This window comes from Micromonospora sp. RV43 (assembly GCF_001029515.1).
In the GTDB taxonomy this organism is placed as follows: domain Bacteria; phylum Actinomycetota; class Actinomycetes; order Mycobacteriales; family Micromonosporaceae; genus Micromonospora; species Micromonospora aurantiaca.
Window position 1 is genome coordinate 1 of the sequence record NZ_LEKG01000002.1, and the last position, 24462, is coordinate 24462.

Consider the following 24462-nt stretch of genomic DNA (forward strand, 5'->3'; position numbering starts at 1 on the left):
TCAAACGTCGACTACGCGCGTGTCAGCAACAGACCGATCTCCTCGCCGGCTTCTTCGCCAGCACCGGCATGACCCTCGAACCCGAGCCACCGAGATAACTCGAACCTTGGCCTTTCAACCTCTGTAGCAGCGGGATGCGCGCCCGCTGCGGGTACGCCACTCGAGTGCCCCGGTGGCCGGGGGTGTGATCTGCCGCAGCAAGCCGGGGCTGCGGGGCCGCTGAGGTGGGACAGTGCGCGGCCCTGGGCTGAGCGGGGATCGGTGCTGGCATCGTCGCGGCGGGTACGGCGGTGGCGGCGAGCACCACCAGGGACGCCACTGCCGCAGTGGTGGGGGTCATCGGTGTGCCTGTCCAGGATTGGGCAGGGCGGGTGAGACTAGGGTGAGGTGGTCGCGTAGCGCCTGCTCGGCCTGTCCGCCGCTGGTGGTGATGGGTCCGGTGAGGCGTCCGTCGGCGAGGACGTGGACGGTGTCACTGAGGGTGGCAGCGGCGCGGGCGTGCGGCACAGCGGCGAGGACGGTGACGCCGTGGCAGGGCAGGTCCCGCAGCGCTCGGGTGACGTGCGTGGCCATGGTGGGGGCGAGTCCTTCGGTGGGTTCGTCGCACAGCAGCAGCCGGGGCGCGGTGCGCAGGGCGCGGGCGATGGTGAGCATCTGCTGCTCCCCGCCGGAGAGTTGGTGGCCGCGGTGGCGCAGCCGGGCCGCGAGGGCTGGGAACATTTCCAGCAGTTCGTCCACGCTCCAGGCGCGGCTGTCCGGGCGGTGAGCGGGCGGCCGGGTGACGGTGAGGTGTTCGGCGACGGTCAGCGACGGCCACAGCCGCCGCCCCTGCGGGGCAAGGGCGACCCCGGCGCGGGCGGCGCGGACAGGGGTCCAGCCGGTCACGTCGCGGCCGTCGAGCAGGACCCACCCGATGGTGGGTCGCAGGTGTCCGGCGAGGGTGTGCAGCAGGGTGGTCTTCCCGGCGCCGTTGGGTCCGACCACGGTGTGCACGGCGACGGCCGTCAGGTCGATGGTGATGTGGTGCAGGACAGGGGTGTCGGGGCGGTAGCCGGCGGCGAGGTCACCGATGCGCAGCATCGTCACCCCCGGTGCCGAGGTAGAGGGCGGTGACGGCAGGGTCGGCGCGCACGGTGTCGGTGGGGCCGTCGGTGTGGCGACGGCCATGGTGCAGGACGGTGGTCCAGTCGGCGAGGGCGGCGACGACGTCCATGTGGTGCTCGACGAGCACGACCGCCATCCAGCCGGGCAGACGCCCGAGGATGTCGAGCAGGCGGGTGGTGTCGGTGTCGGTGAGGCCGGCGGCGGGCTCGTCGAGTAGCAGCACGCGGGGTTGTCCGGCCAGAGCGACGGCGAGGTCGAGCATGCGTCGGTGCCCGTGCGACAGCGCGGCGGTCGGGTAGTCGGCGTACCCGATCAGGCCGACGAGGTCGAGGGCTTCCAGAGGCGTGCGTTCGGGTTGGTGGCGGTGGTGCCAGCCGCCCATGCGCACGCAGTCCAGCACTGTCAGGTTGGGGTAGACGCGGGGGTGTTGGAAGGTGCGACCGATGCCGGCGCGGGCACGCCAGGCGGGGCCGCGGCGGGTGATGGCTTGTCCGTTGTAGGTGATGGTGCCGGCCTGCGTGCGGGTGGTGCCGGCGAGGAGGTTCAGCAGGGTGGACTTGCCGGCACCGTTGGGGCCGATGACGGCGTGGCGGTCGCCGGGGGCGACGGTGAAGGTGTCCAGGTCGAGGACGGTCAGTTGTCCGTAGGCGTGGCGTAGGCCGGTCGCGACGAGGCCGTTGCCGTGGGCGCGGTCGATGTCCCCCGGCTCGCGCTGCGACGGCATGCCGTCGGGGTCGATGCGGTGGACGGTCCTCACGGGGTGCTCCTGGTGACGGGTTGGGCTGGGTTGTCGGACGTGTGCAGAGCGGGACGGTGCCGACGGTGATGACGGATGGGCAGGCTGGCCAGTCGTGCGGGAAGAGCGGTCAGGCCGCCGGGCAGCAGGTACACCGCGGTGATGAACAGGGCGCCGAGAAGCAGGGGCGCGTGACCGGGCAGCCACGCACCCACGACGTCGCGCACGGCGAGGACCGCGATCGTGGTGGCGGCGGCGCCGGGCAGCGACGTGGCGCCGCCGATGACCACGGCGAGCAGCGCGAGGGCGGCGGTGGAGAAGCCGACATCGGCGGGGGGGACCCACCGGTGGGTGTGGATGAGCAGGGCCCCGCCGATCCCGGCGAGCGCACCCGCGCCGGTCTGCGCCGTCCACAGGTAGGCGGTGACCTGATGGCCGCTGGCGCTCGCGCGGGCCTCGTTGCCGCGCACGGCCGCCAGCAGCGTCCGCTGGTCGCCGCCGAGCAGCGCCACGGCGGCGGTTGTCGCGGCGATCGCCACGGCGGCGGTGTAGAGCAGCACCGTGCGGTCGGCGGTCAGCGGCGGCAGGCCGGGCAGCAGGCGGGGGGCGGGGATCCCGGCGAGCCCGTCGGTGCCGCCGCTGACAGTGCGCCACTGGGCGGCGGTGATCGCGGTCAGTTCCGCGACGGCGAGGCTGAGCATGAGGAACACCGTGGCGCGGTAGTGGACCAGCACCGCGCCGAGGGCCCCGGCGGTCAGTGCTCCCGCCACGGCCGCCGCCAGCAGGTGCAGCGGGGCGAGGCCGGTGCCGGCGAGGGCGAGCCGGGCGGTGGTGTAGGCGCCGGCAGCGTACGGGGCGACCTGGCCGAGCGTGGGCAGTCCCGCGTGGCCGGTGACCACCGCGACGCTGACCGCCAGCACCGCCAGCGGCAGCATCCGCGCGGCGGTGGCGTGCAGGTACGGATCCGGTGACACCGCCACCGCGCCCACCACCGCCGCTGCCAGCCCGAGTGCCGACCACGGGTGCGCGCGTAGTGCCAGCGCGCGCACCACCATCGCCGATATGTCGTGCCGTGGACCGCTCACGCCGACGCCCCGGTGGGGAGGCTGGTCCGGCGGGCCAGCAGCACCACGGCCATGGCGCCGATCAGCAGGTACGGGGCGACCGCCGGGAACGACGTCACGCCGACGGTCTGCACGACGCCCACGGCGAGGGCGGCGGCGAGCGCGCCGGGCACGGAGCCGAGGCCACCGCAGACCACGATGATCAGCGACAGCAGCAGCGCGGTGTCGGGGGTGTGCGGGCCGACGCCGAGGATCGGCGTGGTCAACGCCCCGGCAAGGCCGGCGAGTGCCCCGGCGGCGACCAGGACTGCCGCGTCCACCAGGCGGGGGTGCACACCGATGCCGGCGACCATGGCCCGGTCGTCGACGGTGGCGCGGATCAGCCGGCCGGCGCGGGTGCGGTGCAGTACCACGTATCCGGCGGCGACGACCGCGACCGCGACGCCCAGCACGGCGAGCCGGTCGACCGGATACCGGTGCCCGGCAACCCGGACGGTCGCCTCCAACACCTCGGGCAGGCGAGGTCGCAGGGTGTCGGGGCCGTAGGCGGTGGTGAGCAGGTCGGTGCCGATGAGCGCGACACCGAAGGTGAGCAGCGCCTGGTCGAGGTGCCCCCGACCGTGCAGTGCGGCGGTTGCGGCGGCGAGCACCCCGCCGCCGGCGGCTCCCACACCGGCCGCCAGTGCGACCGCGGCGGCGAGGCTTGGCCAGGTCCCCGAGCTGGTGGCGGCGGCGACGTAGCCTCCGGCGGCGATCAGGGTGCCGTGCGCGAGGTTGAGCACACCCCCGGCGCCGAACGCGACGGTCAACCCCGCGGCGGCGATGGCCAGGAGCAGTCCGTAGGCGACGCCGTCGACGGCGGGTATCAGGTAGGCGTCCACGCGCACCGCACCCCCTTCTCGTGTGCTTGGTCTGGTCAGATGGCGGGCAGGGTGGTGAGGTCCTGCACCAGGACGTTGGACAGCACCGGGCCGTCGTTGCGGACCTCGCGCAGGTACCAGCGCTGCACTGGGCGGTGCTCGGTGGGGTGGAACTGCCAGTCCCCGCGCGGGGAGACGACCCGCCCGACCTGCCCGATCGCGGCGTTGAGCTTCTCCCCGGTCACTTCGCCGTTTACGGCGGTCAGCGCCCGGTCGAGGACGGCGGCGGCGTCGTAGGAGGCCATCGCGAAGGTCGTCGGCTGGCCCGGATGGCCGGCGGCGGACCAGGCGGCGACGAAGTCCTGGTTGGCCTGGTTCGCGAGGGTGGGGCTGTAGTTGAGGACGTTGCGGATGCCGGTGGCCGCCGGTCCTTGCGCGGTGAGCACGGACCCTTCGGTCAGGAAGCCGGCGGCGTAAAGCGGGACGTCGGCGAGGTCGGACTGTGCGTACTGCTTGACGAACGCCACCGCCGCGGCCCCGGCGTAGAAGGTGTAGACGGCCTTCGGTTTGGTCTCGGCGGCCTTGTTCAAGTACGGCAGGAAGTTCTCCGTCGCCGGGAACGGGGTGAACAGGGGCTTGCCGTCGGGGTTGGCGAGTTTCCCGCCGAGGCGGGTGAAGGTGTCGGTGAAGCCCCGTAGTTCGTCGTAGCCGCCCTGGTAGTCCGGGCCGATCGCGTACACCTGACCGTCGCCGACCTGCGCCTTGACGTACTCGGCGATGGCAATGCCCGGCTCGTCGGAGTTGTAGGAGGTGTGCCAGGTGTAGGCCAGGTCGCGTGGCTTGCCGCCGACGGGTGCGAACGCTGGCCGGGCGTTCGCGCCGAGCAGGGGGATCTTCCGCTGCGTGGTGAGCGTCTGCACCTTGTCGACCGTCGCGCCGCCCACCAGCCCGGTCAGGGCGACCACCTGGTCTCGTTCGAGGAGCTTCTGCGCGGCGGGGACGGCCGTGGCGGGGCCGTCGCCCTCGTCGGCCACGACCAGGTCGACCTTTCGACCGCCGAGTTTGCCGTCGTGGGTGTCGAGGTAGAGGCGGAAGCCGCGCTGCATGTCCTCGCCGACGGTGGCGTAGGTGCCCGACAGTGAGACCAGCAGCCCCACACGGACCGAGCCGGAGTCGGTGGGGGTGCTGCTGCACGCGGCGCCGGTTAGCAGGAGACCGGCCGCGGTCAGGGCGGCGAGCCCACGTCGCAGGCGTGGTCGGGGATCAGACATCGAAGATGCTCCTTCGTCAGGGGGTGAGGGGTGGGGTGCGGCGGGTGCTCAGGGCTGTGCGACCGCCGAGCGGGTGGTCTGGGTGATGACGTGCTCGATGAGGGCGATGAGCAGTCGGCGGACGCTGTCGCGGTCGCGGGCGTCGATGTCGACGATCGGCACGTCCGCGGCCAGGGCGAGGGCTTCACGGATGGCCGACGCGGGGTAGGAGCGGGCACCGGGGAACTGGTTGACCGCGACGACGTAGGGCAGCCGGACGTGGTCGACGTAGTCGAGGTGGCGAAACGAGTCCTGCAGTCGGCGGGTGTCGACCAGGACCACGGACCCGGCGGCGCCCCGGACGATGGCGTCCCACATGAACCAAAAGCGGTGCTGGCCCGGGGTGCCGTAGACGTAGACGGTGACGCCGTCGACGTCGAGGCGGCCGAAGTCCATCGCCACCGTGGTGGTGGTCTTGGCCGGCATGAGGGTCGTGTCGTCGTCGGCGTTTCCGGCGGACATACGGGCCTCGGTGGTGACCGGTGCGATGTCGGAGACCGCGCCGACGAGGGTGGTCTTCCCGACGCCGAACGGCCCGGTGAGCACGATCTTCAGGCTCGGCGGCCCACCGGCGGGTCGCCGGACAGTGAGGGCGGGTGCGGTCATCGCCGGCCGGCCGCCGCGGTGGTGAGTGTGCCGGCGAAGGCGGGGGTGAGCTGGTCGCCGACCTGCTCGGCGAAACGGCCGAGTTCCTCGGTGACGAACGCGAGGTCGGCGTCGCGGGTGGCCAGGGTCAGCAGCGACGCGCCGGTGCTCACCGCCACCAGAATCAGGAACCCGTGCGCCAGCTCGGTCAGGTTGCCCCGCACCCCGCCCGCGGACAGGTCGCGGGCGGCGCCGTTGAGCAGGCTGTTCATCCCGGCCGCCACCGCGGCGAGGCGCTCGGCGGCGTCCCGGTTGAGCCCGTCGGTCCAGGCCAGCAGCAGCCCGTCGGCCGACACCGCCACGGCCTGGCTGATCCCGGGCACGCGGGCGACGAGGTTGGTGTTCAGCAGGTAACTCAGATCGCTCATGACTGGCCCTTCGACTGGGGAAAGCGGCGCTCAAGGCCGCGCTGGTAGGCCCCCGCCGTACGGGCCAGGCCACCCATTGAGCGGACCGGCGCGTCGGCAGCGGGCAGGGGCGGGGGTGTGAACGCGGACATGGGCTGCCGCTTCGGCAGGCCGTTGGCCGTGGTGGCGTCCTGTCCGGGCAGCCCGCGCGCAGGGGTGGAGGGCACGTGCACTGTGGCTCCCTCGACGAACCACGCCGGAGCCGGCAGGTGTCGGGCTGTCTCGTCGTAGGCCGGCGTCGACTCCGACTCAGTCGCCCGACGGGGCACCGGAATCACCGGCAGCGCCTGGGTAGGGCAGTCCGCCGCGCTCGGGGTGGACGACCGGCGCCGGGTGGGCAGCGCGGCCGAGCCGCCGCGCCCAGCCGGTGCCGCCATGGGCGCGGGCAGGGTAAGGGTGGACGCGGGCGTGCCGCCGGGAGCACGCCGTCCGGCGATCGGGCCGGTGGGCAGCGCGGCCGGCTCCGGAACGCTGATCAGGAGCTTGTCGGCGGGGATCTCGACCTCCGCTACCGTGCCGTGCGGCTGTCCCGGCAGCAGCCGCACGCGCAGCCCATGCGCTGCGGCCAGCAGCGCGACGGTGACCAGGCCCTGGCGCCGGATGTGCTCCACCTCGATCATCGGCGCGGGTTCGGCCAGCTCGGCGTTGAGCCGAACCAGCAGGTCAGCCTTGATGCCGGGCCCGGTGTCGGTGACCTGGATGATCGCCCGGTTGCCCAGAAGATGCCCGGTGACCACCGCGTCGCCGGGGCTGTAGCGAGTCGCGTTGTCCAGCAGCGACGCCAACAGATGGACCAGGTCGTCAATCATGGGTGGCGGCACCAGCACCCGCTCGTCGATCACACCGAGCCGCACCCGGCGGTACTCCTGGATCCGGCCCTGCGCCGCCTGCGCCACCGTCACCAACTCCGCCGGCTGCGGATGCACCGCCCCCAACGACCGTCCCGACAGCACCAACAGGCTCTGCGTGGCGTGCAGCAACTGCGCGGCGAGACTGTCCACCGCGAAGAACGTCGCCAGGGTCGCGGCGTCCTTCTCGTCCCGCTCGGCCATGTCCAACTCGCGCAGCAGCCGATGTGTCATCCCCTGACACCGCCGACCCACCGCCTCCACCGCACCGGCCGCCACCCGCCGCTGCCGCGCCAGATCCGTCGAGATCCGGTACGTGTTCAACGCCAGCGTGTCGAACGCGGCGGCCACCTCGTCCACCTCGTCCCGCGCCGGATCGGGTGCCAGCGCGGCAGGCGGCGGCGGAACCGACGCCGGGTCGGCAGGATCCGCCGCGTCGACCCGGCGGACCAGGTCCGGCAGGTCCCGCTCCGCGACACGGGTCACCGCGTCACGGACCCGCCGCAGCCGCCTCGCCAACGCCCGCCCCTGCCGCCACGCCAGCACGGCGGCGGCCACGGTCAGCGCCACGGCGACCGCCGACAGCACACCCGTGGTCATCCACTGCTGTCGGCGTTGCCGCCCCACCTCGGCGGCGATGTCCGCGTCGACGCGGGTCTGCACCTCGTGCAGCCGGTCGCGCCGCTCACTACTGGCCGCAGCCCACCGGGACGCGTTCACCCGCAACCGCTGACCCACCTCAGTGCGGGCGACCTCGTCGTCGAGACGCTGCGCCGCGAGGACCTGCGGCCCGGACAGCGCCTGGTCCAGCCACGACCGCCACCGCGCCGGCGACCGCTGCGACACCGCCAGCAACGCCTCGTCATACCCGGCACGGGTCGCGGCCAGCTCCCGCTGCACCGCTTGCGACACCACGGCGCCGTTGCCGGCAGCTACCGCTGCCTGTTGGATACCCGCGTACTGCCCGGCCTGCGACAACGCCGCCGCCACCCGCAACTGGTCGGCCACCGCACCGTCCGCACCTCCGACCTGACCCACGGTCTCCCGCACCGCCAGCCCCTGCACGAGCACCGCCCGATACCGCACCAGCACCGCCGTCAGCGACGCCGACCGCGCCTTGACCTGCTCCCGAAACACCGGAAGCAACCGCAGCTGCTCGTCGAACGGCCCCACCAGTCGACTGACCGAAGCCGAAGCATCGAGCTCGCCGCGGCGCTGCCGGTAGGCGTCCACCGCCCGGTCGGATGCCGCGACCTGCTCGAGATAACCGTTGAGGCCATCAGCCGGATCACCGACCAGCCCGCCGGCGACCTGCCGCTCCCGGTCGAGTTCGTGCAGCACCTCACCCACCGCGGCCGACACTGCCACCAGCGACTGCAGGCGGTCGGCGCTGCGCGCCTGACGGCTCGTCGATGCCACACCCCACGAGGCGAAGACCAGAGTCGCCGCCAACGGGATCAGCAGCAGGAGCGCAAGCCTCCGAGCGACAGGCACAGCAGTCCTTCCCACAGTCCGGCGAATTGGCGCGGTCCTCCGCGCTACGGTCTTGCTCTGCAACGGGCCGGGGCATAACCCAGGCATCGTCGGCGACGAGAGTGACTAAAGGCGAAGACCGTCGATGTCGGTAAGGCTCGCCGTGCACGTCTGACAATCCGCCGACAATCCGCCCTTACTCGATGGCGGCCAGCGCGCCTGGGATGGCCGGCGAACATCGCCTACCGACGCGCTGCACCGCGGCTTCACCCGTCGAGGCCGCCCAATGTCCGGGCCGGTCAATGTCGGAGCTTTGTCAGAGGTCAGGGCATCGGGTTATCGACATCCGCGCACGCGGCCGTTAATGGGGCATCACCGTGAGCGCCAGCGGCGCGGACATCGGTGACGGGCGAGCCGGCCGCCGGCTGGTTCGCCTGCCTGTGCCCAACGCTCCCGTAGGAGGGATGTGCCATGGCCCCACGAACCATGCCCGAACCGGCTGAGGTCGGTCGCCGAGCCGCCGAGATCCTCGACCTGATCACACGCCACTCGTCGTCCGAGCGGCTGCGCAGCTCGTCGATGAAGTACTCCAGCTGCTGGGCGACGTTCACTGGGTACCCGGCGATCAGCCGGTGGTCCCTGGAACGGGACGCCGGCCCGCTGCTGACCGAAGCGATGCGGGTCCTCGCGCTCAAGGCCGCGGTGTTCGAGCTGTCCGGCGGCGACGAGGAGGCCGCGGAGCTGCTGGTGCCGGCGCCGGTCGACGAGATGATCCACGCCGTGCTGGCCCAGTTCACCCTGATGTCCCGGTTGCAGCGCGACCTCGGGGTCACGTTCCCGCACGCCACGGAGCTGGAGGAGTTCACCTACACTCGCGGCTGCCTGACCGACGCGTACTACGCCGCCGCCGGCTGGGGACCGCAGCCGCTGCGGTACTGGCTGGGCTCCGCCGAGGTGACCCGCCGGCTGAACCAGCTCAACGCCCACTACCAGGCCGCAGGCCTGGGACGTGACGGACGCAGCCACGACTTCGACTTCGACCAGCCGGACCCGGCGACCGCGCCCGTCGGGGTCAGCGGTTAGCCAGCTCCACCGACAACACCCGCCGCATGGCCGCCACCACCTGCTTCGGGTCGAATCTCTCGCCGGCGAGGCGCTCGGCGCGGGCGACGGCACCGAAGATCTGCTCCGACGGGGCGTCACGCAGCACGGCGACGAGCCAACCTTCCAGATCCACCAGGTCGGCAGGAAGCACCAGGGAGGCAGGCGTCGGCGCCGGTCGTGACGCCTGGTCTGGGACAGGCTCACCGCGTGAGGCGTATCTGCCCGGTGGCAGTCCGACCCGGTACGGGTGCACACACACCGCGATGCCCTCGGCGGTAACTCGCCATCCGATGTCCGGGTTGTAGGCGAACTCGGGTCCGGGCCGATCGACCACGTCGAACTGGCCCGGCCCGAGCTGCTGGGCGGGACACACCACGCACGTCTGCTCACACCACTGCGGTAGCGGCCCGGACATGGCGCCGATGCTACGGCAACCAGGAGGTATCAGGCCATGACCGTCTTATCCCCTCCCCGAGCCGCCACCGTCGACCGCGCCCTACGCGACGCCCAGCGATGGTGCACCGGACACACCATCGACGACCGCCCCGCCTTGGCCCACGCGGTCCGGGTCGCCGTGACCATCGGCGAACATGTACTACACCCGGACCCTGATCTGATAGCGGCAGCGCTGCTGCACGACATCCCCGACTTCGCGCCCCGCACGCCGGACATCTACCAGGTCCTCGCCGTCGCCTACGGCCCGCAGGTACCGCGGATCATCGCCGCCCTGCACGCCGAGCACCAGGCCCTCGACATGCCGGACCCGCCCATCCGCGTCGACGACCTGCCGGTACTGCTCGCCTCGACCGCCGACAAGATCGTCGCGCTGACATCGCTGCTGCGACGGGCGCATACCAGCGGCGACGTCACCGACTTCCTCCGCAAGCGCCCGGCGCTACTCACGCTGCTGCCGCACTTCCGGGCCTTTCACCAGGCAGCCCACCCCCGGGTACCGGCCGGAATGTCGGCACGCCTCGACACCGCGCTGGCGCTGCTTGAGAGAGCCGCCACCGGTATTCAGGCGGCGAGCAAACCATGATCGCCATTGGTGCCGCGTTGGCGGACCAGCTACGCCGCGACCTGCTCACCGCCGCTGGCCATCAACAGACCGGTGGGCAGGTCATCCGGGAGTGGGAACTGTCGACGGTGCAGCGGCTGTACCTGAGCGACGGCAGCAGTGTGATCTGCAAGCTCGCCACATCGCCGTTCACCGGTGAAGCCGCCGTGCTGCGGCACCTCAACGAACACGGCGCCACCGTGCCCCATCTGCACGGCTACACGCTACGGCCGCACGCACTGGGCATGCTGATGGGCGACCTGGGGGACCCCCTTCGTTCAGCAACTATCGCCGAGGCCGCAGCCGCCGCCAGCGCAATCCACGCCATCCCGCCGGTGCCGACGCTGCCCGTGTTCGACCAGCGGACCCTGGCGCGCCTGCCCGAGCAGGCGCTCGCCGCACTCGACGAGCTGCACCGCCAGGGCCGCTTCGTCGACTCCGGCGCGGCCGAGGAACTGCTACGGCGGCTGGTAGCCGTGGCGGGCAGACGCGCCGACGGCGCCGAGCGAGAACCCTTCGGGCTGTGCCACGGCGAGTTCCATCGCAGCTCGCTGCACGTCAGCCGCGCGGGATGCCGTCTCGTCGACTGGGCGAAAGCATTCACCGGACCGGGCCTGCTCGACCTCGCCACCTGGTTCGGCACCCGCAACGCCGCAGACCCCGCCCAACTCACCCGCCTGATCCGCGCCTACGTCGAGGCTGGCGGCAGCACCGACGCTCACTCAGACCGCGGTGGCCTGCCGCCGGCTCAGTGGGCGCTGGGATGGCACCGCGTGTGGGCAGCCTGGTGGTTTCTGACCACGGCCGCCGCAGGCCACCACCGGCCCCACACCGATGGCTCTCATGCCCAGGTCGTGCACCGCCAACTGCACGCTGCCGCGCAACTGCTCGACGCCGCCCCGTTTGGCGCGTCCGGAGTTCATCTCACTACCGCGGGAAGATCCTTATGAAGCGCCTCATCGTGGACACCCACGCCTCGTCCTGCTACTTCCGCACCTCCGTCGGCGGGGATGGACGCAAGGCGTTGGTGCAGATCACTGAACGGTGCAACCTGCACTGCGCCCACTGCTTCGTCTCCTCGACCGCAGTCGGTTCTGACCTGTACCTGGGCGACTTCACCATCCGAGTGTTGCCCCGGCTGCTCGACGCCCGAGTCGAACGCCTCACGCTCACCGGGGGCGAGCCCTTCGTCCACCCCGACCTGATCGCCATGTGCCAGGCGGTGGCCGATCAGGGACTGCCGGTGGGCATCTGCACCAACGCGACGCTGACCCGCGACGCCGATATAGCCGCCTTGGCCGCCTTGGGCAACGTTCACGTCAACGTGTCCTTTGACGGGTTCCGGCCCGACAGCCACGGCAAGTTCCGCGGCGACCGGTCGTCGTTCGCCACCACTGTCGCCACCACCCGCAAGTTCGCCGATGCCGGCCTGCTCAAGGGCCTGCTGTCCACGCCCAACGCGCTGACCGTGCCGGAGGAGTTCGCCGACCTGTGCGCCTTCGCCGTCGACGTCGGCGCCGAGTACGTGCTGATGAACCCGCTGTCCTCCTTCGGACGGGGGGTGAAGAGCCGCAGTAAGCTCGCCGCCACCACGGCCGCGATGGACGCCATCACGGCCGTGACCGACCGCTTCGCCGGCCAAGTCGACCTCGTGCGAATCCGGTTCCCTAACGACGACCTGCCGCTGGGCGGGTGCGTTGCGGGAAAACTGATCTACGTCTTCGTCGACGGGCAGGTCGCCGTGTGCCCCTACCTGGTCTTCGCCGCTCGCACGCCGGCCTCCGCACACCACGACACCGAGTTTCTGACGGGCAACATCCTCGATAGTGAGGTTGTCACCGGCCTCGACGCCTATAACTTCCACGGCCGCTACCGGCTCGGCGCCAACCCGACCTGCGGCTCCTGCGCGCTGGCCGGACAGTGCGGCAAGGGCTGCCCCGCCGCGGTCGTCGCCGCAGGTGGGCGCATCGGCGACGTCGACACCGAGCAGTGCCCGGTCACAGCACCACACGGCCGTCGACTGCTTCCGCTGTACCCGGCGAAGGGGTGAGCAGCCTGTTCATCGCCGTGGAGGGCCCCAACGGAGTCGGCAAGAGCACCGTCGCCCGACTCCTGGCCGACCGCCTCGCCGAACTCGGACCGGCAGGGGTCCACCTGACCGGCGAGCCCACCCGCACGCCCCTGGGCCAACTCCTGCGCCGCCAGGAGTCCTTCCTGCACGGCAAGGCACTGGCCCTCGCCCTGGCCGCCGACCGCGCCGCGCACATCGAAACGGAAATCATCCCCCGGCTCGACGACGGACTCCACGTCGTGACCGACCGGTACGTCGCCTCCTCCCTGGTGCTGCAACGCATCGACGGCCTCGACCTCGGCGAGATCTGGTCCTACAACCGCTACGTCCTGCCCGCCACCGTCATCTACCTCGAAGACCACTCAGAGGTCATCCGTACCCGACTGGCAGCCAGGCCGCACCTGACCAGGCTGGAACTGGCCGGCTCACCCGAGAAAGAACTCGCCCTCTACCGCGACGCCGCCACCCACCTGCACCGGCAGCAGTGGCGCCAACACGTCGTCGCCTGCCACGGCCTCACCCCCGAACAGGTCGTGGACACTATTCTCGCCCTGCTACCCGCCGATGGCCCCTGACCAGCGAGGCTCACCGTGCTGTCCATCCTGACGATCAACGTGCAGGCCGCCGCCCTCGCCCGTGCGCAGAACCTTCTGACCTGGCTGCTGCAGCGCGATGACCACGTGGTCATCCTGACCGAAACCAGCAACGGACCCGGTACCCGGCACCTTCTCACCGGCCTGCGCGCAGCCGGGCTGTTCATCACTCACCAGCCCTCACCCGACGGCGACCGCAGCTGTGCCATCGCCAGCCGCATCCCCACCCGCCCAGCCCCGCACCTCACCGCGGGCATCAGCCTGCCTGGCCGGGCCCCCGCCGTCATCCTCGACACCGACCCTGCCGTGGCGATCCTCGGCCTCTACGTCCCCTCCAGCGACCGGGCACCGGCCAAGCTCACCAGGAAGCGGACCTTCCTCACCACCGTCACCGACACCCTGGGCCGACTACCTACCACCGACCGCGCACACCTGGTGGTCGGCGGGGACTACAACGTCATCAGCCGTAACCACCAACCCCGCTACCCCGGCTTTCGACCCTTTGAGTACGACTTTCTCGACGCCCTCACCGCACTCGGGCTCACTGACGTCCACAGGACTCTGCACCCCGACGTGCAGGCACACAGCTGGATCGGCCGTGCCGGAAACGGATACCGCTTCGACTACCTCCATGCCGGCCCTGGGCTACTGCCCCATCTGACAGATGCCGCCTACCTGGACCAACCTCGGCTTGAAGGTCTCACCGACCACTGCGCGCACAGCGCCGACATCGACGTACGGCGTGCCTGCGGGCGCGGTGCCGGTACTGGCAACGCCGAAGCTCCCTTGACGTCCCGTACGTCTTCCAGACGAGCGGCAGAATAGGCGCGTGACCCTCTGGACGATCGCCACGGCGGCCGACGAAGCCCGCCGCCGAGCGACGGTCGCTGTCCTCCCCATCGGCAGCTTCGAACAACACGGCCCACACCTACCGCTCGCCACCGACACCATCGTGGCCAGCGCCATCGCTAACGCGCTGGCGGAACGTTACGACCTGTTTCTACTTCCGCCAATCACCCTCTCCTGCTCTCACGAGCACGCGGCGTGGCGAGGAACTGTCAGTCTCAGCTCCACCACCCTCACCGCCATCATCAACGACGTCGTGGCGTCCCTCCACGGCCAAGGCATCGATCGTCTCGTGCTCGTCAACGGGCACGGCGGCAACTACGTTTTGTCCAACGTCGTCCAGGAGGCCAACACTGACCGGCCACGCCTCGCGCTCTTCCCAGGTCGACAGGACTGGGACCAAGCACGCCGCGACGCCGGACTGCAAAGCACCACCCACGACGACATGCACGCCGGAGAGATTGAGACCTCGATCCTTCTCCACGCCGCGCCGGATGCCGTCGGCTCGGACTTCGGAACCGCCGATCACCTCACCGAGCGGCCACACCTCCTGACACTCGGCATGACCGCCTACACGAGCACCGGAGTAATCGGGCAACCATCTCTGGCCGCCGAAGCCAAGGGACAGGCCGTGCTCGCCAGCCTTGCCCGCAGCTTCGAAGACACCCTCATCATGCTTACCCGTCAATAGGCCAGCACTCGCGCCACGCAACAAATCCTCCCGGCGGCACCCATCACTCACTGCGCGCGAGCCGAAACTCGAAGGAGCCCACATTGCGGAGCCGCGAAGTCGTCCCCGGCCGCACCATCGTCGCCGTCTTCGACCACGGGGAAGACTTCTACGACGCCCTCGACCGCACCTGCCGCACCCACGACATCCGCCAGGGCTACATCCCCACCTTCATCGCCGGCCTCGCCACCGCAGACATCGTCGGCACCTGCGAACGCCTCGACAACCCAGACGCCCCCGTTTGGTCCAAAGTCCATCTGACCAACATTGAGGCCCTCGGCGGCGGCACCCTCGCCTACGACCCCGACACCATCCAGCCGCACATCCACCTCACCGTCGGCTTGAAAGCGCACAGCGCCACCGCCCACACCAGCCACCTGCTCGCCGCGACCGTCCAGTTCCTCACCGAGATGATCATTACTGAGATCGCCGAGCCATCGATGAGGCGCGTCCGCCAAACCGACCTCTACGACGTGCCACTCCTACAATTCCCTTGAAGACAGCCGAGCGCGGCAGCCCAGGCTTACAGCCGGCACAGCCGGGGCGACAACAGCCGTGGACTCGACCCCCTCAGACCCGCGCCGACGTCCCAACAGCCGCGCTCGTCAGATTCCAGATCAATGTGTCGTAGGTGTCCACGACCCGCAGTACAGGCACGCCGAGTGAGCGGATCATCGCATCGAGTCCGTGCTGCACCTGTTCACCCGAGTGCTGGGAGCTGACCACCCGTTCCACCTCGACGAATGCGCCGAGCCCGTCGACAACGTCGACGCAGACCGTCGCGCCGTCCCAATCGCCAGTTCGGCGGTGCTTGACGATTCGTACGGTTGGCACCCAACCCATCGTCGCTAGAGCAGCGTGCATCGCGTGACGGTCGAGGATCACGCATTCGTGCTCCAGGCACGCCATCTCATTGTCGATCGGCTTCTTCACGGTGAACAGATGGCGCCCCTCCTGCGTGCGAAGACGCGCGAACGGCACACCGACCTTCGACATTCCGTACGACCAGCCGGCTGGTGCGTACGCCTGGTCGTCCTGGACCGACGGCTCCGTCAACACGACCTGCCGCCGGGCGAGCGCCGTGATCAACCTCTGCAGGTCGTCGACGCGGTACTTGGCTTCAACCTCATGATCATTGTTGGCCGGCTCGTGGGTCACGAGCAGGGAGCATACGAGCATCGCAGGTCACGCGAGTTCGGACGACCACGAGGCCAATGTCGGAACTTTGTCGGAAGAGTGCTGGATGAAGCCGCTGAGTAGCTGACGCATCACAGACCTGCACTACAGTGCTCCCACGCCAACCTGCCTCGCCTCGCGCGAGCGTTCGTACCCATCGGGAGCTGCTGATGTCGAGCGTGCCACCACAAGACGTGGCCAAGGCATGGATCGCTCTTGGCCAAATGCTGGCCCGCAGCCGCAAAGCCGCTGGTTATACGCAGGAGGCATACGCCCCGCAGGTGAGCTATGGACGGAGCACAATCGCGAACGTGGAGACCGGCCGGCAGCGCGTGGGCCGCGATTTCTGGGCCCGAAGCGACGAGGTGTTGGGAACCGGCGGCAGACTGGTCCGGGAATACGATCGCATCCGCCTCGCCAGCAACCGGCACGTGCTGAGCGGCACGGCCGCCCCTACGGCGTACCACCTGGCTGGGGAGCCCTCGTCCTCCACCGCTGCGGAGGCGCTCGCCCGCACACCGGGAACGGACTACCTGGTGGGCGAGTGGAACAGCTTCTCCACGCTCACCAGCATGCTGGCCCAGCAGCGCCAAGCCGTGTCACCCGACGCGCTACTGGGTCTGATCGAGGCCCACCGTGACTGCCTGTCAACGCTGTACCGCAAAGCGGGTCGTGCTCCCATTCGCGCTGATATCGGAGCGATGCTCGCCGAAGCCTCGATCGTCGCCAGCCGGCTGTGGAGCGCGCAGGGCAACCGTGCCCTCGCGCTCGCTCACTGTGCCTATGCCCGTCAGCTCGGTGACAGGCTGGGCAGCCGCAGGATCAGCGCAACAGCACGCATCTTCGAGAGCAACCTCCACTCCGAAGCCGCCACACTGATCGACGCAGACGGCGACATCATGATCGGCCTGCGGCTCCTCGATGAGGCCGCCCATGCGTCCACCGATCTCAGTCCACCCGCACGGGCGCGAGTAGCTGCCGAGCAGGCCCAAGCCTTCGCGGCCCTGCGACTTCCCCGCGAGGCCACAGCGGCCCTGAAGCGGGCAGAAGAAGCGGTCAACGAATTGTCACCCGCTGACTGTGTCGGCCTCTACAGCGACTGGAGCAGCGCCCGCCTCCACGTCTACGCGGGCACATGCCATCTCCTTCTCGGTCAGCCCCACCAAGCGGTGACCGTGCTGGAAAGTGCGGTACAGATGCTGCAACACGACCACGCCAACGCCAACGTCGCGTTGGCGGCAGCCGTAGACCTCGCCAGCGCCTACGCCGACGCCGGCGAACTCGAACAATCCTGCACCCTGCTTGGCGCCACCTACGACCAGCTGAAAGCCAGTGGAAACTATCGAGGCATCGCTCGAGCCCAACGAGCTCGACAACGGTTGGACCGATGGCGCGATGAGCCGCTTGTCCGCGAACTCGAGGAGCAGATGGCCGCCTAACGAGCAGCCGGCGCCCCGCCCGCACTCAACAGCGAACTGACGGCTGCCACCACCGTCGTCGGGTCGAGACTGTCCAGTACCACGTCAGGTTCGTAGGATGCCAGCTCTCGACGCCCAAGCCGGTGAGCGACGACAGCGACGCGAAAGTCGGCGTGACGTGCGCAAGCGATATCGTTGGGCGCATCCCCGATGACGATCGCTCGAGCGGAATCGAGCGGATCACCGTAGATCGCGGAGTATCGCTGAGCTACGACTGCCGGAAGCTCGAAGCGATCTCGCGCGTCCGATCCGAACCCGCCGATGCGAAGATCAAGAAAATCGTCCAAGCCCGCCACGTCCAGCTTCACCTCGGCGGCCGAACGCAGGTTGCCGGTCAGCACGGTCTGGATGAAGCCACGTTCGTGTAGCTTCGCGATGCTCGCCGCTGCACCTGGATACGGCGGCTGAACCTCAGCCAACTCCTGCCGACCCTCCTGCATGACCGCGGCAATGGCCTGACGGAAGGCGGGTATGCCCGCCTCCGCGGCTGACGGGTCCACGCCCGAAGCAATCGCCGTGTCCACGGCGATCGACTCGTCCGTATACCCATGCACCTTCTTGTCAGGGAAGACAACCTCGGACTCCGCGATGCCGTACGCACGAGCGATCGCGCGCGTCAGCCAACGCAAGTCCGCGGGGATGAGCGTCCCGTCAACGTCCCAGATGACCAAGCCGGCGCTGCTGTGGTTCATAGATCCAATCGTCGCACGGGCACGAGCAGCTAACCCTGCCGAGCGCTCCGGGTTCGCGGTCGGACCGAAAGGCAAAGCGGCGGATGCGGTCGCGGCAGCGAGTGTCGGTGGATTGTCATAGTCCGATGACATGCCTGTCCGACAACACCCGACGTCGGCGACGGTGAGTGAGCCTTCCCCGAAAGGCCCCGGGCGGATCGTCCGCGCATAGCTGTCCGGACGGCACCTTCGCTGCCCTACGTGGTGATCATCGCGCTGGCCGCGGCTGCTGCCGATTTGCTGATTCAGCCACGGACATGCAGCGCGTCCGGCGGCGGGGATGGCTGTTCACTCCCGATCGCCTGCGACTGTTGGAAGGAATGTCTGCAATGTTCTTCGATGTCGTCGTCGTCGTCGTCGGCGCTGGCCCAGGTGGTCTGGCTTGTGCCCACGAGGTCGTGCGCCAGGCCCAGGGCCTACGGGTGCTGCTGTTGGAGGCCGGGCGGGGGATGCGGAATCGGCCGTGCCCGGTCGACCGAGGGCTGCGTTGCACGGGGTGCGCCGGGATCTGCAACGTGATCAGTGGCTTTGGCGGCTGTGTGCACTACGGAGACGGGGTGAAGTTGAGCTTGCTGCCGTCCGGCCGCCGCCTGATCGATCACTTCGGTGAGGACCGCGCGGACGAACTGTGCGAGCGCGCGTTCCAGTTCCTGACCGCTCCACTGCCAGAGCCGCCCATTCTGAGTGGCACGAGACTCGGCGCGCCAGTCATCAAGGCCTTCGCCGGGAACGGCCTGGCCATCCGGGAGTACCCGGTCGCGGTCTTGGGGGAGACGCAGGTTCGGGACATGCTCACGGCGCTGCACGGCTTCCGCAACGACGCTCTGACCGTCTGGGAGAAATCGGAACTTGTCACCGCCGCCCTGGAGGGGGACCGCCTGACGCTGACGGTAGCGACCCACGGTGGCCTCGTCACCGCCGAGACGGCACGGCTGGTGCTGGCCACGGGCCGACACGGGGTGACCAGCACTCACAACCTCCTCATGGCATTCGGGGTGGAGACGATCGCGCCGGACATGTCGCTCGGCGTGCGTCTCGAGACGAGGGCCGAGGTGCTGGCCGCGATCGGCGTCGAGCACCCCGATCTGAAGATCACCCAGTTAGAGCGGGTGGACCGTAAGACGAAGACGTTCTGTTTCTGCGGCGGCCCGAATGGTGGTCGGATCAAGTTCACCAACTACCAGCGCTCCTTCGGGCGGGAGGTGATCACTCTCGACGGGCACGAAACCACTGAACGCCTTCCGGGGGAACGTTCACTGGCAGCCAACTTCGGCCTGTTGTGCCAGCTCGCCAGACCCGGCACCAGCACCGAAGTCCGGGACGAGATCCTGTCCGATTACTGGCGGCTCAGCGGAGGCCGGCCGGTGGCGCAGGGTCTGCGCGCGTTCATGAACAAGACGACCGAGCCGCGTCGTTGGCCGGAGTTGGCTGCGGCAGTGACGTTCGAGCCGTCCGTCAAGGACTTGACTACCGCCCGGCTCGACAGCTTGTTCACCGACGCAGAGCACCTCAGCCTTATCGAGAGCCTCCGCCGGGTCATGGGCTCGATCCTGGACCACGCCGGCGCAGGCTTGTCCGTGAATGACCTTGTTGACGATGTTCTCGTGATTGGGCCTGAGGTCGAGTTCTTGTGGGACCGGGTCCCGGTCGACGAGGACTGCAAGGTGCGGGGCCTGCCGATCTACGTGGTCGGAGACGCCGCAGGGATCGCCCAGGGCATCGTGCAGGCCGCCATGATGGGCGTTGCCGCCGGCGACGCCATCGCGACCGGTATGCCGGCATGACCGCCGTCACGACTCGTCACCTGGTCGCGGACCGGTTCGGGCCGCTCTACCCGGCGTCGGCGATGACGTTGCCGGTCATTCCCAGCCTTCCGATGCCGAGATTCGCCGCGCCGCCACCGGACGTGCGCAACCTCAGCCCGCACTACCGCGACCATTACGGCGCCAACATCCTGCGCGAATATCCCGCCGGACGATCCGGGGACCGGCTCGCGTTCATCGACAAGGCGTTCCCGCACAGCGTCTACGACATGATGCTGCTTGCCACGGTCGGCGACGACAGAGTCATCGCGTCGTCGGTCAGCGATGTCCCCGAGGCCATGCTGACGGCGCTGCTGAGGTTCTGTAGGCAGTTCGTCGGTTACGTCGACGCCTCCTCGACTCGGCGCCGGTTCGACCTCGACGGGGCGCAGCTCATGATCGGCACGAACCACGACCCGTACACGGTCGACCGCGACAACGGGCAGTGGTAGGACAAGCGGATGCACTGGCACCTCAACTGCTGGCCCGCCGCCGCCTACCGCGACGCCTCGATCGTGCCGCTGGGCGAGGTAGACGACCTCAACCGACGACGGGCGCTGGTGGACCCCATCGCGCACCTGGCCGCCCAGGTCATGCGTGACGCATCCCGTACGCAGCCGCTGCCAGCCGGCTGCCACCTCGCGGGCGACGCAGATCTGTCCGCTGCTGGTGGCCCAGTCGGATTCAAGATCGCTCTTCCGGACTGGGACTTCCTCCTCGATACCGCCTGCGCGCGCCTTCTCGTCCAACTTCATGAGATGGCCACCGGCGCGTACGCGCAGCTGCGGGAGTGCTTCACCGGCAGCCCGGCGGCGTCGCCCCCGTGGACTCGGCCGGGGCTGCTGCCGCCCGACCAGGTCGCGGCGAACCTGAACAACCTCACCTGGCTGTCCGAACCCGGCCGGCAAGGTCTCGTGATGCTGAGGGCGTTACTCCGGGACATCACCGCCCACGAGATGGCCCTGTTACGAACGAACATGGATCTCGCGAACCGGTGCCTGACCTTGGCTGGCTTGGACTACCACCTCGGATTCTGGTCCCCAGCGCGACTTGGCAGCTCGCGTGAATGTCCGCCGGTCTACCTCGTAATGCAGTTCAAGCTGCTCAGCGCCATTGGTAGCAGTCCGGCGATCGGCGGCAGCGTCGCATCGATCCTCGACCGCTTCCGCGGCCCGATCATGTCGGCGCAGCAGACCCGCCTGCGTCGACAGTTCCAGGACGGCTTCCTCGCGGATCTGGAGCATGGCGCGCCGGAGGCAGCAGCGTGAATCTCCATCCGCCCGACGTGACCTCATCGGCGAGCATCACTCCGGAGGTCCTCGCCTTCTACGCACACGGGGCCGAGCAGGGACGCCTGAGCGACCCGCGCCGCCACATCGAGTACCTGCGCACCCGCGACATCCTGGGCCGCCACCTTCCCCCAGCCGGAACTGTTGCCGACGTCGGCGGAGGACCTGGCGCGTACGCGTTTCAGCTGGCCGCGGACGGCTACCGCGTCCACCTCGTGGACCCTGTCCCGCTGCACCTGGAGCAAGCCGCCACCACGTCCGCCCGCGTCGAGTCGCCGCTGGCCTCGATCTCGCGCGGGGACGCGCGCCAGGTGCCGCTCGGCTCCGCCAGCTGCGACGCAGTTCTTCTACTCGGACCGCTGTATCACCTCACCAACGCCGCTGACCGCGCCCGCGCCTGGGGCGAGGCGTACCGCGTACTTGTCCCAGGCGGCGTGGTCGCCGCCGCAGCGACGTCCCGCTACTACACCACCTGGGAGTACCTCGCCAAGAACCTCTACGACGACCCGGCGGTGGAGGCGATCCTGGCCCGACATCTTCGCGACGGGCAACACCGCAACCCGACCGGTGATCGACGGCTGTTCACCACCGGCTACTTCCACAACCCGAATGGTCTCGCTGCAGAAGCCACCACCGCAGGCCTGCGCCCGCACGCCCTGCTCGCGGTCGAAGGCGCCGCCAAACTGCTGCCCGACCTCGCCGACCGCCTCCGCGACCCACACCGTCGCGACCTCCTCCTGCGGGCGATCCGCCGGGTCGAGGCAGAACCCTCACTCCTCGGCATGTCCGAACACGTCCTGCTCATCGCCCACAAGCCCACACCCGACAGCACCGCTGCGAAGGAAACGAGATGACCACTACCGTTCGGCTCGCCAGCTGTGACCTCCCCACCGCGTACGGACAATTCCAACTCCATGCTTTCGGCCCCGAGACCGGCCCTGAGGAGGTGCTCGCCGCCGTCCACCGCCCTCAGCCCGCCGGCCAACAGAATCCGCTGGTACGGATTCACAGCGCCTGCGCCACAGGTGACCTGCTCGGATCCCTCAAATGTGACTGCGGCCCCCAGCTGGCCACATCCCTGCGCATGATCGGCGCATCCGACTACGGGATCCTGCTCTACATGCTGTGCCACGAAGGCCGTGGCATCGGGCTTGCTGCCAAGATCCGCGCTTACACCTTCATGGACCAGGGCTACGACACCGTTGCCGCAAACGCCGCCGTTGGCGCACCCACCGATGCCCGCGACTACCGACCCGCCGCGAGCGTCCTGGCCTGGCTCGGCGTCACTTCTGCCCGACTCGCCACCAATAATCCTCACAAGATCGACGCCCTCCGTACCGCCGGGATCACCGTCGATCGTGTCCCCCTCTCCGGTTTCGTCACCTCCGATAACCGGGACTATCTCGGGCAGAAGGACACCCTGCTCGGACATCTGAACAGCAGCGGAGCGGCCGCCGTTTCTTGACCCGAATGTCCGGTCCGACCGACCCGCCGCCCGCCTCAGGTCGGTATCATTCCGGCGGGCAGCAGGCGGGCCACGACCTTCAAGCCGGCCGACCGCCGCAACAGAAAATCGCTGGTCAGCGGCACTTTTGGATCCGGATCACCACGCGTCGGTATCGTTCATGGCGAGAGGAAACGCTCAATGAAGGTCTGTGTTGTCGGCACCGGATACGTCGGTCTCACCACCAGCGTCAGCCTGGCCTTCCTGGGCCACGACACCACATGCATCGACCTCGACAAGCAAAAGATCGACACCCTTCGCGGCGGCCACTGCCCGATCTATGAGCCACATCTGGAAGCGCTCCTCGAGCAGGCGTCCTCCCACCTGAACTTCACCACCGAATACGCCGTCGGCGTACCCGACGCCGACGTCGTGTTCATCGCCGTGCAGACCCCGCAACTCGACAACGGCAACCCCGACCTGCAGTACCTGCGGTCCGCCGCCGAAAGCGTCGCCCAACACCTGCGTGGCGACTTCACCGTCGTGGTCAACAAGAGCACCGTCCCGATCGGCTCTGGCAACTGGGTCGACGCGATCCTTCGCGAGGCCTACGAACGCCACCACGGCCACCGCCCCGACGGTCGATTCGCCGTCGCCTCGAACCCCGAGTTCCTCCGCGAGGGCACCGCGCTCGCCGACACCCTCTACCCGGACCGCATCGTCATCGGCTCCGACAACCAGAAGAGCCTGGACCTCCTCAACCAGCTCTACCGCCCCATCCTCAACCAGTCCTTCACCCCGCCCACCGTGCTGCCCCGCCCCGCCGGCATGAGCGCCGTGCCGCTGGTCTCCACCGACCTGGCCTCCGCCGAGCTGATTAAGTACGCGGCCAACGCTTTCCTCGCTCTCAAGATCAGCTATATCAACGAGATCGCCGCGATCGCCGGCAAGGTCGGCGCCGACGTCCGCGAGGTCGCCCGCGGCACCGGCCTCGACGCCCGCATCGGCCCCCGCTTCCTGAACCCCGGCATCGGCTGGGGCGGATCCTGCTTCGGCAAAGACACCGCAGCGCTCATCGCCACCGCCAGCGAGTACCACCTCGCCATGCCGATCGTCACCGCCGCCCGCGACGTCAACCACCGCCAGCGCACCAAGGTCGTCGACCGGCTTTTGGACGAACTCCACATCATCAAGGGTCGCAAGATCGGCATCCTCGGCCTCGCGTTCAAACCCGACACCGACGACCTGCGCGACTCACCGGCCATCGACATCGCGAATCTGCTCCTCGAACGCGGTGCCCGGATCACCCTGCACGACCCCGTCGCCGCCGATCGCTTCCGCCGCGAACAGCCCACCCTGGCCGAGCACCTCGCCGACCGCGTCGAAGACGTGTTCGACGACGCCGACGCCATCGTGGTCGCCACCGAATGGTCGCACTACCGCGACCTCGACTGGGCCAAGTTCGCCCCCACCATGCGCTCACCGCTCGTCCTCGACGGGCGACACTGCCTCGACGCCGACAGGCTCACCGAAATCGGCTACCGATACCTGACCATGACCGCACCCGCCATCCCCCCGCGCTCCCAGACCTGATTGTCCTGGCCTATTGGCAAAGTTGACGGAGTACGACTCTGCCGGCGGTCTGCCTGTCGCGGTCGGGCAACCGCTGGCCTCAGCATGAGCGGCGATGAGTA

Annotated in this window: 26 protein-coding genes; 15 read left to right on the forward strand and 11 right to left on the reverse strand. The window is 69.4% G+C overall.

What is annotated here, in order from left to right:
- Nucleotides 1-336: 336 nt before the first annotated feature.
- From ABD52_RS01045 to ABD52_RS01080, 8 genes are read right to left on the reverse strand one after another with little or no spacing between them, the layout of a single operon-like run.
- A complete protein-coding gene (locus tag ABD52_RS01045; RefSeq protein WP_047890440.1) occupies nt 337-1080 on the reverse strand; it encodes an ABC transporter ATP-binding protein in 744 nt (247 codons plus the stop codon).
- On the reverse strand, nt 1064-1861 hold the full coding sequence (locus ABD52_RS01050; protein ID WP_200905144.1) for an ABC transporter ATP-binding protein: 798 nt from the start codon (nt 1859-1861) through the stop codon (nt 1064-1066). Before ABD52_RS01050 ends, ABD52_RS01045 begins: the two co-directional genes overlap by 17 nt.
- A complete protein-coding gene (locus ABD52_RS01055) occupies nt 1858-2925 on the reverse strand; it encodes a branched-chain amino acid ABC transporter permease (RefSeq protein ID WP_152748163.1) in 1068 nt (355 codons plus the stop codon). Before ABD52_RS01055 ends, ABD52_RS01050 begins: the two co-directional genes overlap by 4 nt.
- The gene (locus tag ABD52_RS01060; RefSeq protein WP_047890442.1) at nt 2922-3791 is read right to left on the reverse strand and encodes an ABC transporter permease; all 870 of its coding nucleotides are present in this window, start codon (nt 3789-3791) and stop codon (nt 2922-2924) included. The genes ABD52_RS01055 and ABD52_RS01060 overlap by 4 nt, the downstream gene beginning before the upstream one ends.
- Nucleotides 3792-3820: 29 nt before the next feature.
- Nucleotides 3821-5035 (reverse strand): ABC transporter substrate-binding protein, encoded by a 1215-nt coding sequence (locus ABD52_RS01065; protein ID WP_053065250.1) that lies wholly within the window; start codon nt 5033-5035, stop codon nt 3821-3823.
- Nucleotides 5036-5083: 48 nt separating this feature from the next.
- Nucleotides 5084-5680 carry an ATP/GTP-binding protein gene (locus ABD52_RS01070; protein ID WP_047890443.1) on the reverse strand — a complete coding sequence of 199 codons (597 nt, stop codon included), beginning with the start codon at nt 5678-5680 and terminating at the stop codon, nt 5084-5086.
- On the reverse strand, nt 5677-6087 hold the full coding sequence (locus ABD52_RS01075; RefSeq protein ID WP_047890444.1) for a roadblock/LC7 domain-containing protein: 411 nt from the start codon (nt 6085-6087) through the stop codon (nt 5677-5679). The genes ABD52_RS01070 and ABD52_RS01075 overlap by 4 nt, the downstream gene beginning before the upstream one ends.
- Nucleotides 6084-8468, reverse strand: coding sequence for a nitrate- and nitrite sensing domain-containing protein (locus tag ABD52_RS01080; RefSeq protein WP_161801591.1), 2385 nt, complete (start codon nt 8466-8468; stop codon nt 6084-6086). Before ABD52_RS01080 ends, ABD52_RS01075 begins: the two co-directional genes overlap by 4 nt.
- Before the next feature lie 450 nt (nt 8469-8918).
- Here ABD52_RS01080 and ABD52_RS01085 point away from each other — a divergent pair, with 450 nt between their 5' ends.
- On the forward strand, nt 8919-9530 hold the full coding sequence (locus tag ABD52_RS01085; RefSeq protein ID WP_047890446.1) for a hypothetical protein: 612 nt from the start codon (nt 8919-8921) through the stop codon (nt 9528-9530).
- Here the strand turns inward: ABD52_RS01085 and ABD52_RS01090 are convergent.
- A complete protein-coding gene (locus ABD52_RS01090) occupies nt 9520-9966 on the reverse strand; it encodes a hypothetical protein (protein WP_047890447.1) in 447 nt (148 codons plus the stop codon). The two genes, ABD52_RS01085 and ABD52_RS01090, sit on opposite strands and share 11 nt — an antisense overlap.
- 36 nt (nt 9967-10002) lie before the next feature.
- Between ABD52_RS01090 and ABD52_RS01095 the strand changes: the two genes are divergently transcribed.
- The 7 genes from ABD52_RS01095 (at nt 10003) to ABD52_RS01125 (ending at nt 15345) form a co-directional block, all read left to right on the forward strand.
- The gene (locus ABD52_RS01095; RefSeq protein ID WP_047890448.1) at nt 10003-10590 is read left to right on the forward strand and encodes an HD domain-containing protein; all 588 of its coding nucleotides are present in this window, start codon (nt 10003-10005) and stop codon (nt 10588-10590) included.
- On the forward strand, nt 10587-11558 hold the full coding sequence (locus tag ABD52_RS01100) for a phosphotransferase (protein ID WP_047890449.1): 972 nt from the start codon (nt 10587-10589) through the stop codon (nt 11556-11558). The genes ABD52_RS01095 and ABD52_RS01100 overlap by 4 nt, the downstream gene beginning before the upstream one ends.
- On the forward strand, nt 11555-12658 hold the full coding sequence (locus ABD52_RS40495; RefSeq protein ID WP_047890450.1) for a radical SAM protein: 1104 nt from the start codon (nt 11555-11557) through the stop codon (nt 12656-12658). Before ABD52_RS01100 ends, ABD52_RS40495 begins: the two co-directional genes overlap by 4 nt.
- A complete protein-coding gene (tmk, locus tag ABD52_RS01110; protein ID WP_047890451.1) occupies nt 12655-13254 on the forward strand; it encodes a dTMP kinase in 600 nt (199 codons plus the stop codon). The genes ABD52_RS40495 and tmk overlap by 4 nt, the downstream gene beginning before the upstream one ends.
- Before the next feature lie 15 nt (nt 13255-13269).
- Nucleotides 13270-14097, forward strand: a complete 828-nt coding sequence (locus tag ABD52_RS01115; protein WP_053065251.1) for an endonuclease/exonuclease/phosphatase family protein — start codon at nt 13270-13272, stop codon at nt 14095-14097.
- 4 nt (nt 14098-14101) lie between these two features.
- Nucleotides 14102-14809 (forward strand): creatininase family protein, encoded by a 708-nt coding sequence (locus tag ABD52_RS01120; RefSeq protein ID WP_047890452.1) that lies wholly within the window; start codon nt 14102-14104, stop codon nt 14807-14809.
- An 83-nt stretch (nt 14810-14892) separates the two neighbouring features.
- Nucleotides 14893-15345 carry a PPC domain-containing DNA-binding protein gene (locus tag ABD52_RS01125; protein WP_047890453.1) on the forward strand — a complete coding sequence of 151 codons (453 nt, stop codon included), beginning with the start codon at nt 14893-14895 and terminating at the stop codon, nt 15343-15345.
- A gap of 73 nt (nt 15346-15418) precedes the next feature.
- Here the strand turns inward: ABD52_RS01125 and ABD52_RS01130 are convergent, their stop codons facing one another.
- Entirely contained in the window at nt 15419-16006 is a 588-nt protein-coding gene (locus ABD52_RS01130; protein WP_200905145.1) for a class IV adenylate cyclase, read from the reverse strand.
- A gap of 188 nt (nt 16007-16194) precedes the next feature.
- On the opposite strand from ABD52_RS01130, the gene ABD52_RS01135 reads away from it, so the two are divergent.
- Nucleotides 16195-17463, forward strand: a complete 1269-nt coding sequence (locus ABD52_RS01135) for a helix-turn-helix transcriptional regulator (protein ID WP_047890455.1) — start codon at nt 16195-16197, stop codon at nt 17461-17463.
- On the opposite strand, the gene ABD52_RS01140 is transcribed toward ABD52_RS01135, so the two are convergent.
- Entirely contained in the window at nt 17460-18194 is a 735-nt protein-coding gene (locus ABD52_RS01140) for an HAD family hydrolase (protein ID WP_047890456.1), read from the reverse strand. The genes ABD52_RS01135 and ABD52_RS01140 overlap by 4 nt on opposite strands.
- Before the next feature lie 368 nt (nt 18195-18562).
- Here ABD52_RS01140 and ABD52_RS01145 point away from each other — a divergent pair, with 368 nt between their 5' ends.
- The 6 genes from ABD52_RS01145 to ABD52_RS01165 all read left to right on the forward strand — a co-directional run bounded on the left by ABD52_RS01145 (nt 18563) and on the right by ABD52_RS01165 (nt 24361).
- A complete protein-coding gene (locus ABD52_RS01145) occupies nt 18563-20017 on the forward strand; it encodes an NAD(P)-binding protein (RefSeq protein ID WP_152748164.1) in 1455 nt (484 codons plus the stop codon).
- Nucleotides 20014-20487: a hypothetical protein gene (locus tag ABD52_RS40500; RefSeq protein WP_235437290.1), complete on the forward strand. Its 474-nt coding sequence runs from the start codon at nt 20014-20016 to the stop codon at nt 20485-20487. Before ABD52_RS01145 ends, ABD52_RS40500 begins: the two co-directional genes overlap by 4 nt.
- Nucleotides 20488-20496: 9 nt before the next feature.
- A complete protein-coding gene (locus ABD52_RS40505) occupies nt 20497-21303 on the forward strand; it encodes a hypothetical protein (RefSeq protein ID WP_235437291.1) in 807 nt (268 codons plus the stop codon).
- Nucleotides 21300-22178 (forward strand): class I SAM-dependent methyltransferase, encoded by an 879-nt coding sequence (locus ABD52_RS01155; RefSeq protein WP_235437292.1) that lies wholly within the window; start codon nt 21300-21302, stop codon nt 22176-22178. Before ABD52_RS40505 ends, ABD52_RS01155 begins: the two co-directional genes overlap by 4 nt.
- On the forward strand, nt 22175-22789 hold the full coding sequence (locus ABD52_RS01160; RefSeq protein WP_047890457.1) for a GTP cyclohydrolase II: 615 nt from the start codon (nt 22175-22177) through the stop codon (nt 22787-22789). The genes ABD52_RS01155 and ABD52_RS01160 overlap by 4 nt, the downstream gene beginning before the upstream one ends.
- A 180-nt stretch (nt 22790-22969) precedes the next feature.
- The gene (locus tag ABD52_RS01165; protein ID WP_047890458.1) at nt 22970-24361 is read left to right on the forward strand and encodes a UDP-glucose/GDP-mannose dehydrogenase family protein; all 1392 of its coding nucleotides are present in this window, start codon (nt 22970-22972) and stop codon (nt 24359-24361) included.
- The last annotated feature ends 101 nt before the right edge of the window (nt 24362-24462 follow it).

Excerpts from the sequence above, each read along its gene's own strand:
- ABD52_RS01045 (WP_047890440.1), bottom strand. The coding sequence starts at position 1,080 with ATGCTGCGCATCGGTGACCTCGCCGCCGGCTACCGCCCCGACACCCCT.
- ABD52_RS01065 (WP_053065250.1), bottom strand. The coding sequence starts at position 5,035 with ATGTCTGATCCCCGACCACGCCTGCGACGTGGGCTCGCCGCCCTGACC.
- ABD52_RS01070 (WP_047890443.1), bottom strand. The coding sequence starts at position 5,680 with ATGACCGCACCCGCCCTCACTGTCCGGCGACCCGCCGGTGGGCCGCCG.
- ABD52_RS01075 (WP_047890444.1), bottom strand. The coding sequence starts at position 6,087 with ATGAGCGATCTGAGTTACCTGCTGAACACCAACCTCGTCGCCCGCGTG.
- ABD52_RS01085 (WP_047890446.1), top strand. The coding sequence starts at position 8,919 with ATGGCCCCACGAACCATGCCCGAACCGGCTGAGGTCGGTCGCCGAGCC.
- ABD52_RS01090 (WP_047890447.1), bottom strand. The coding sequence starts at position 9,966 with ATGTCCGGGCCGCTACCGCAGTGGTGTGAGCAGACGTGCGTGGTGTGT.
- ABD52_RS01095 (WP_047890448.1), top strand. The coding sequence starts at position 10,003 with ATGACCGTCTTATCCCCTCCCCGAGCCGCCACCGTCGACCGCGCCCTA.
- ABD52_RS01100 (WP_047890449.1), top strand. The coding sequence starts at position 10,587 with ATGATCGCCATTGGTGCCGCGTTGGCGGACCAGCTACGCCGCGACCTG.
- ABD52_RS40495 (WP_047890450.1), top strand. The coding sequence starts at position 11,555 with ATGAAGCGCCTCATCGTGGACACCCACGCCTCGTCCTGCTACTTCCGC.
- ABD52_RS01135 (WP_047890455.1), top strand. The coding sequence starts at position 16,195 with ATGTCGAGCGTGCCACCACAAGACGTGGCCAAGGCATGGATCGCTCTT.
- ABD52_RS01140 (WP_047890456.1), bottom strand. The coding sequence starts at position 18,194 with ATGAACCACAGCAGCGCCGGCTTGGTCATCTGGGACGTTGACGGGACG.
- ABD52_RS01145 (WP_152748164.1), top strand. The coding sequence starts at position 18,563 with ATGTTCTTCGATGTCGTCGTCGTCGTCGTCGGCGCTGGCCCAGGTGGT.
- ABD52_RS40500 (WP_235437290.1), top strand. The coding sequence starts at position 20,014 with ATGACCGCCGTCACGACTCGTCACCTGGTCGCGGACCGGTTCGGGCCG.
- ABD52_RS40505 (WP_235437291.1), top strand. The coding sequence starts at position 20,497 with ATGCACTGGCACCTCAACTGCTGGCCCGCCGCCGCCTACCGCGACGCC.
- ABD52_RS01160 (WP_047890457.1), top strand. The coding sequence starts at position 22,175 with ATGACCACTACCGTTCGGCTCGCCAGCTGTGACCTCCCCACCGCGTAC.
- ABD52_RS01165 (WP_047890458.1), top strand. The coding sequence starts at position 22,970 with ATGAAGGTCTGTGTTGTCGGCACCGGATACGTCGGTCTCACCACCAGC.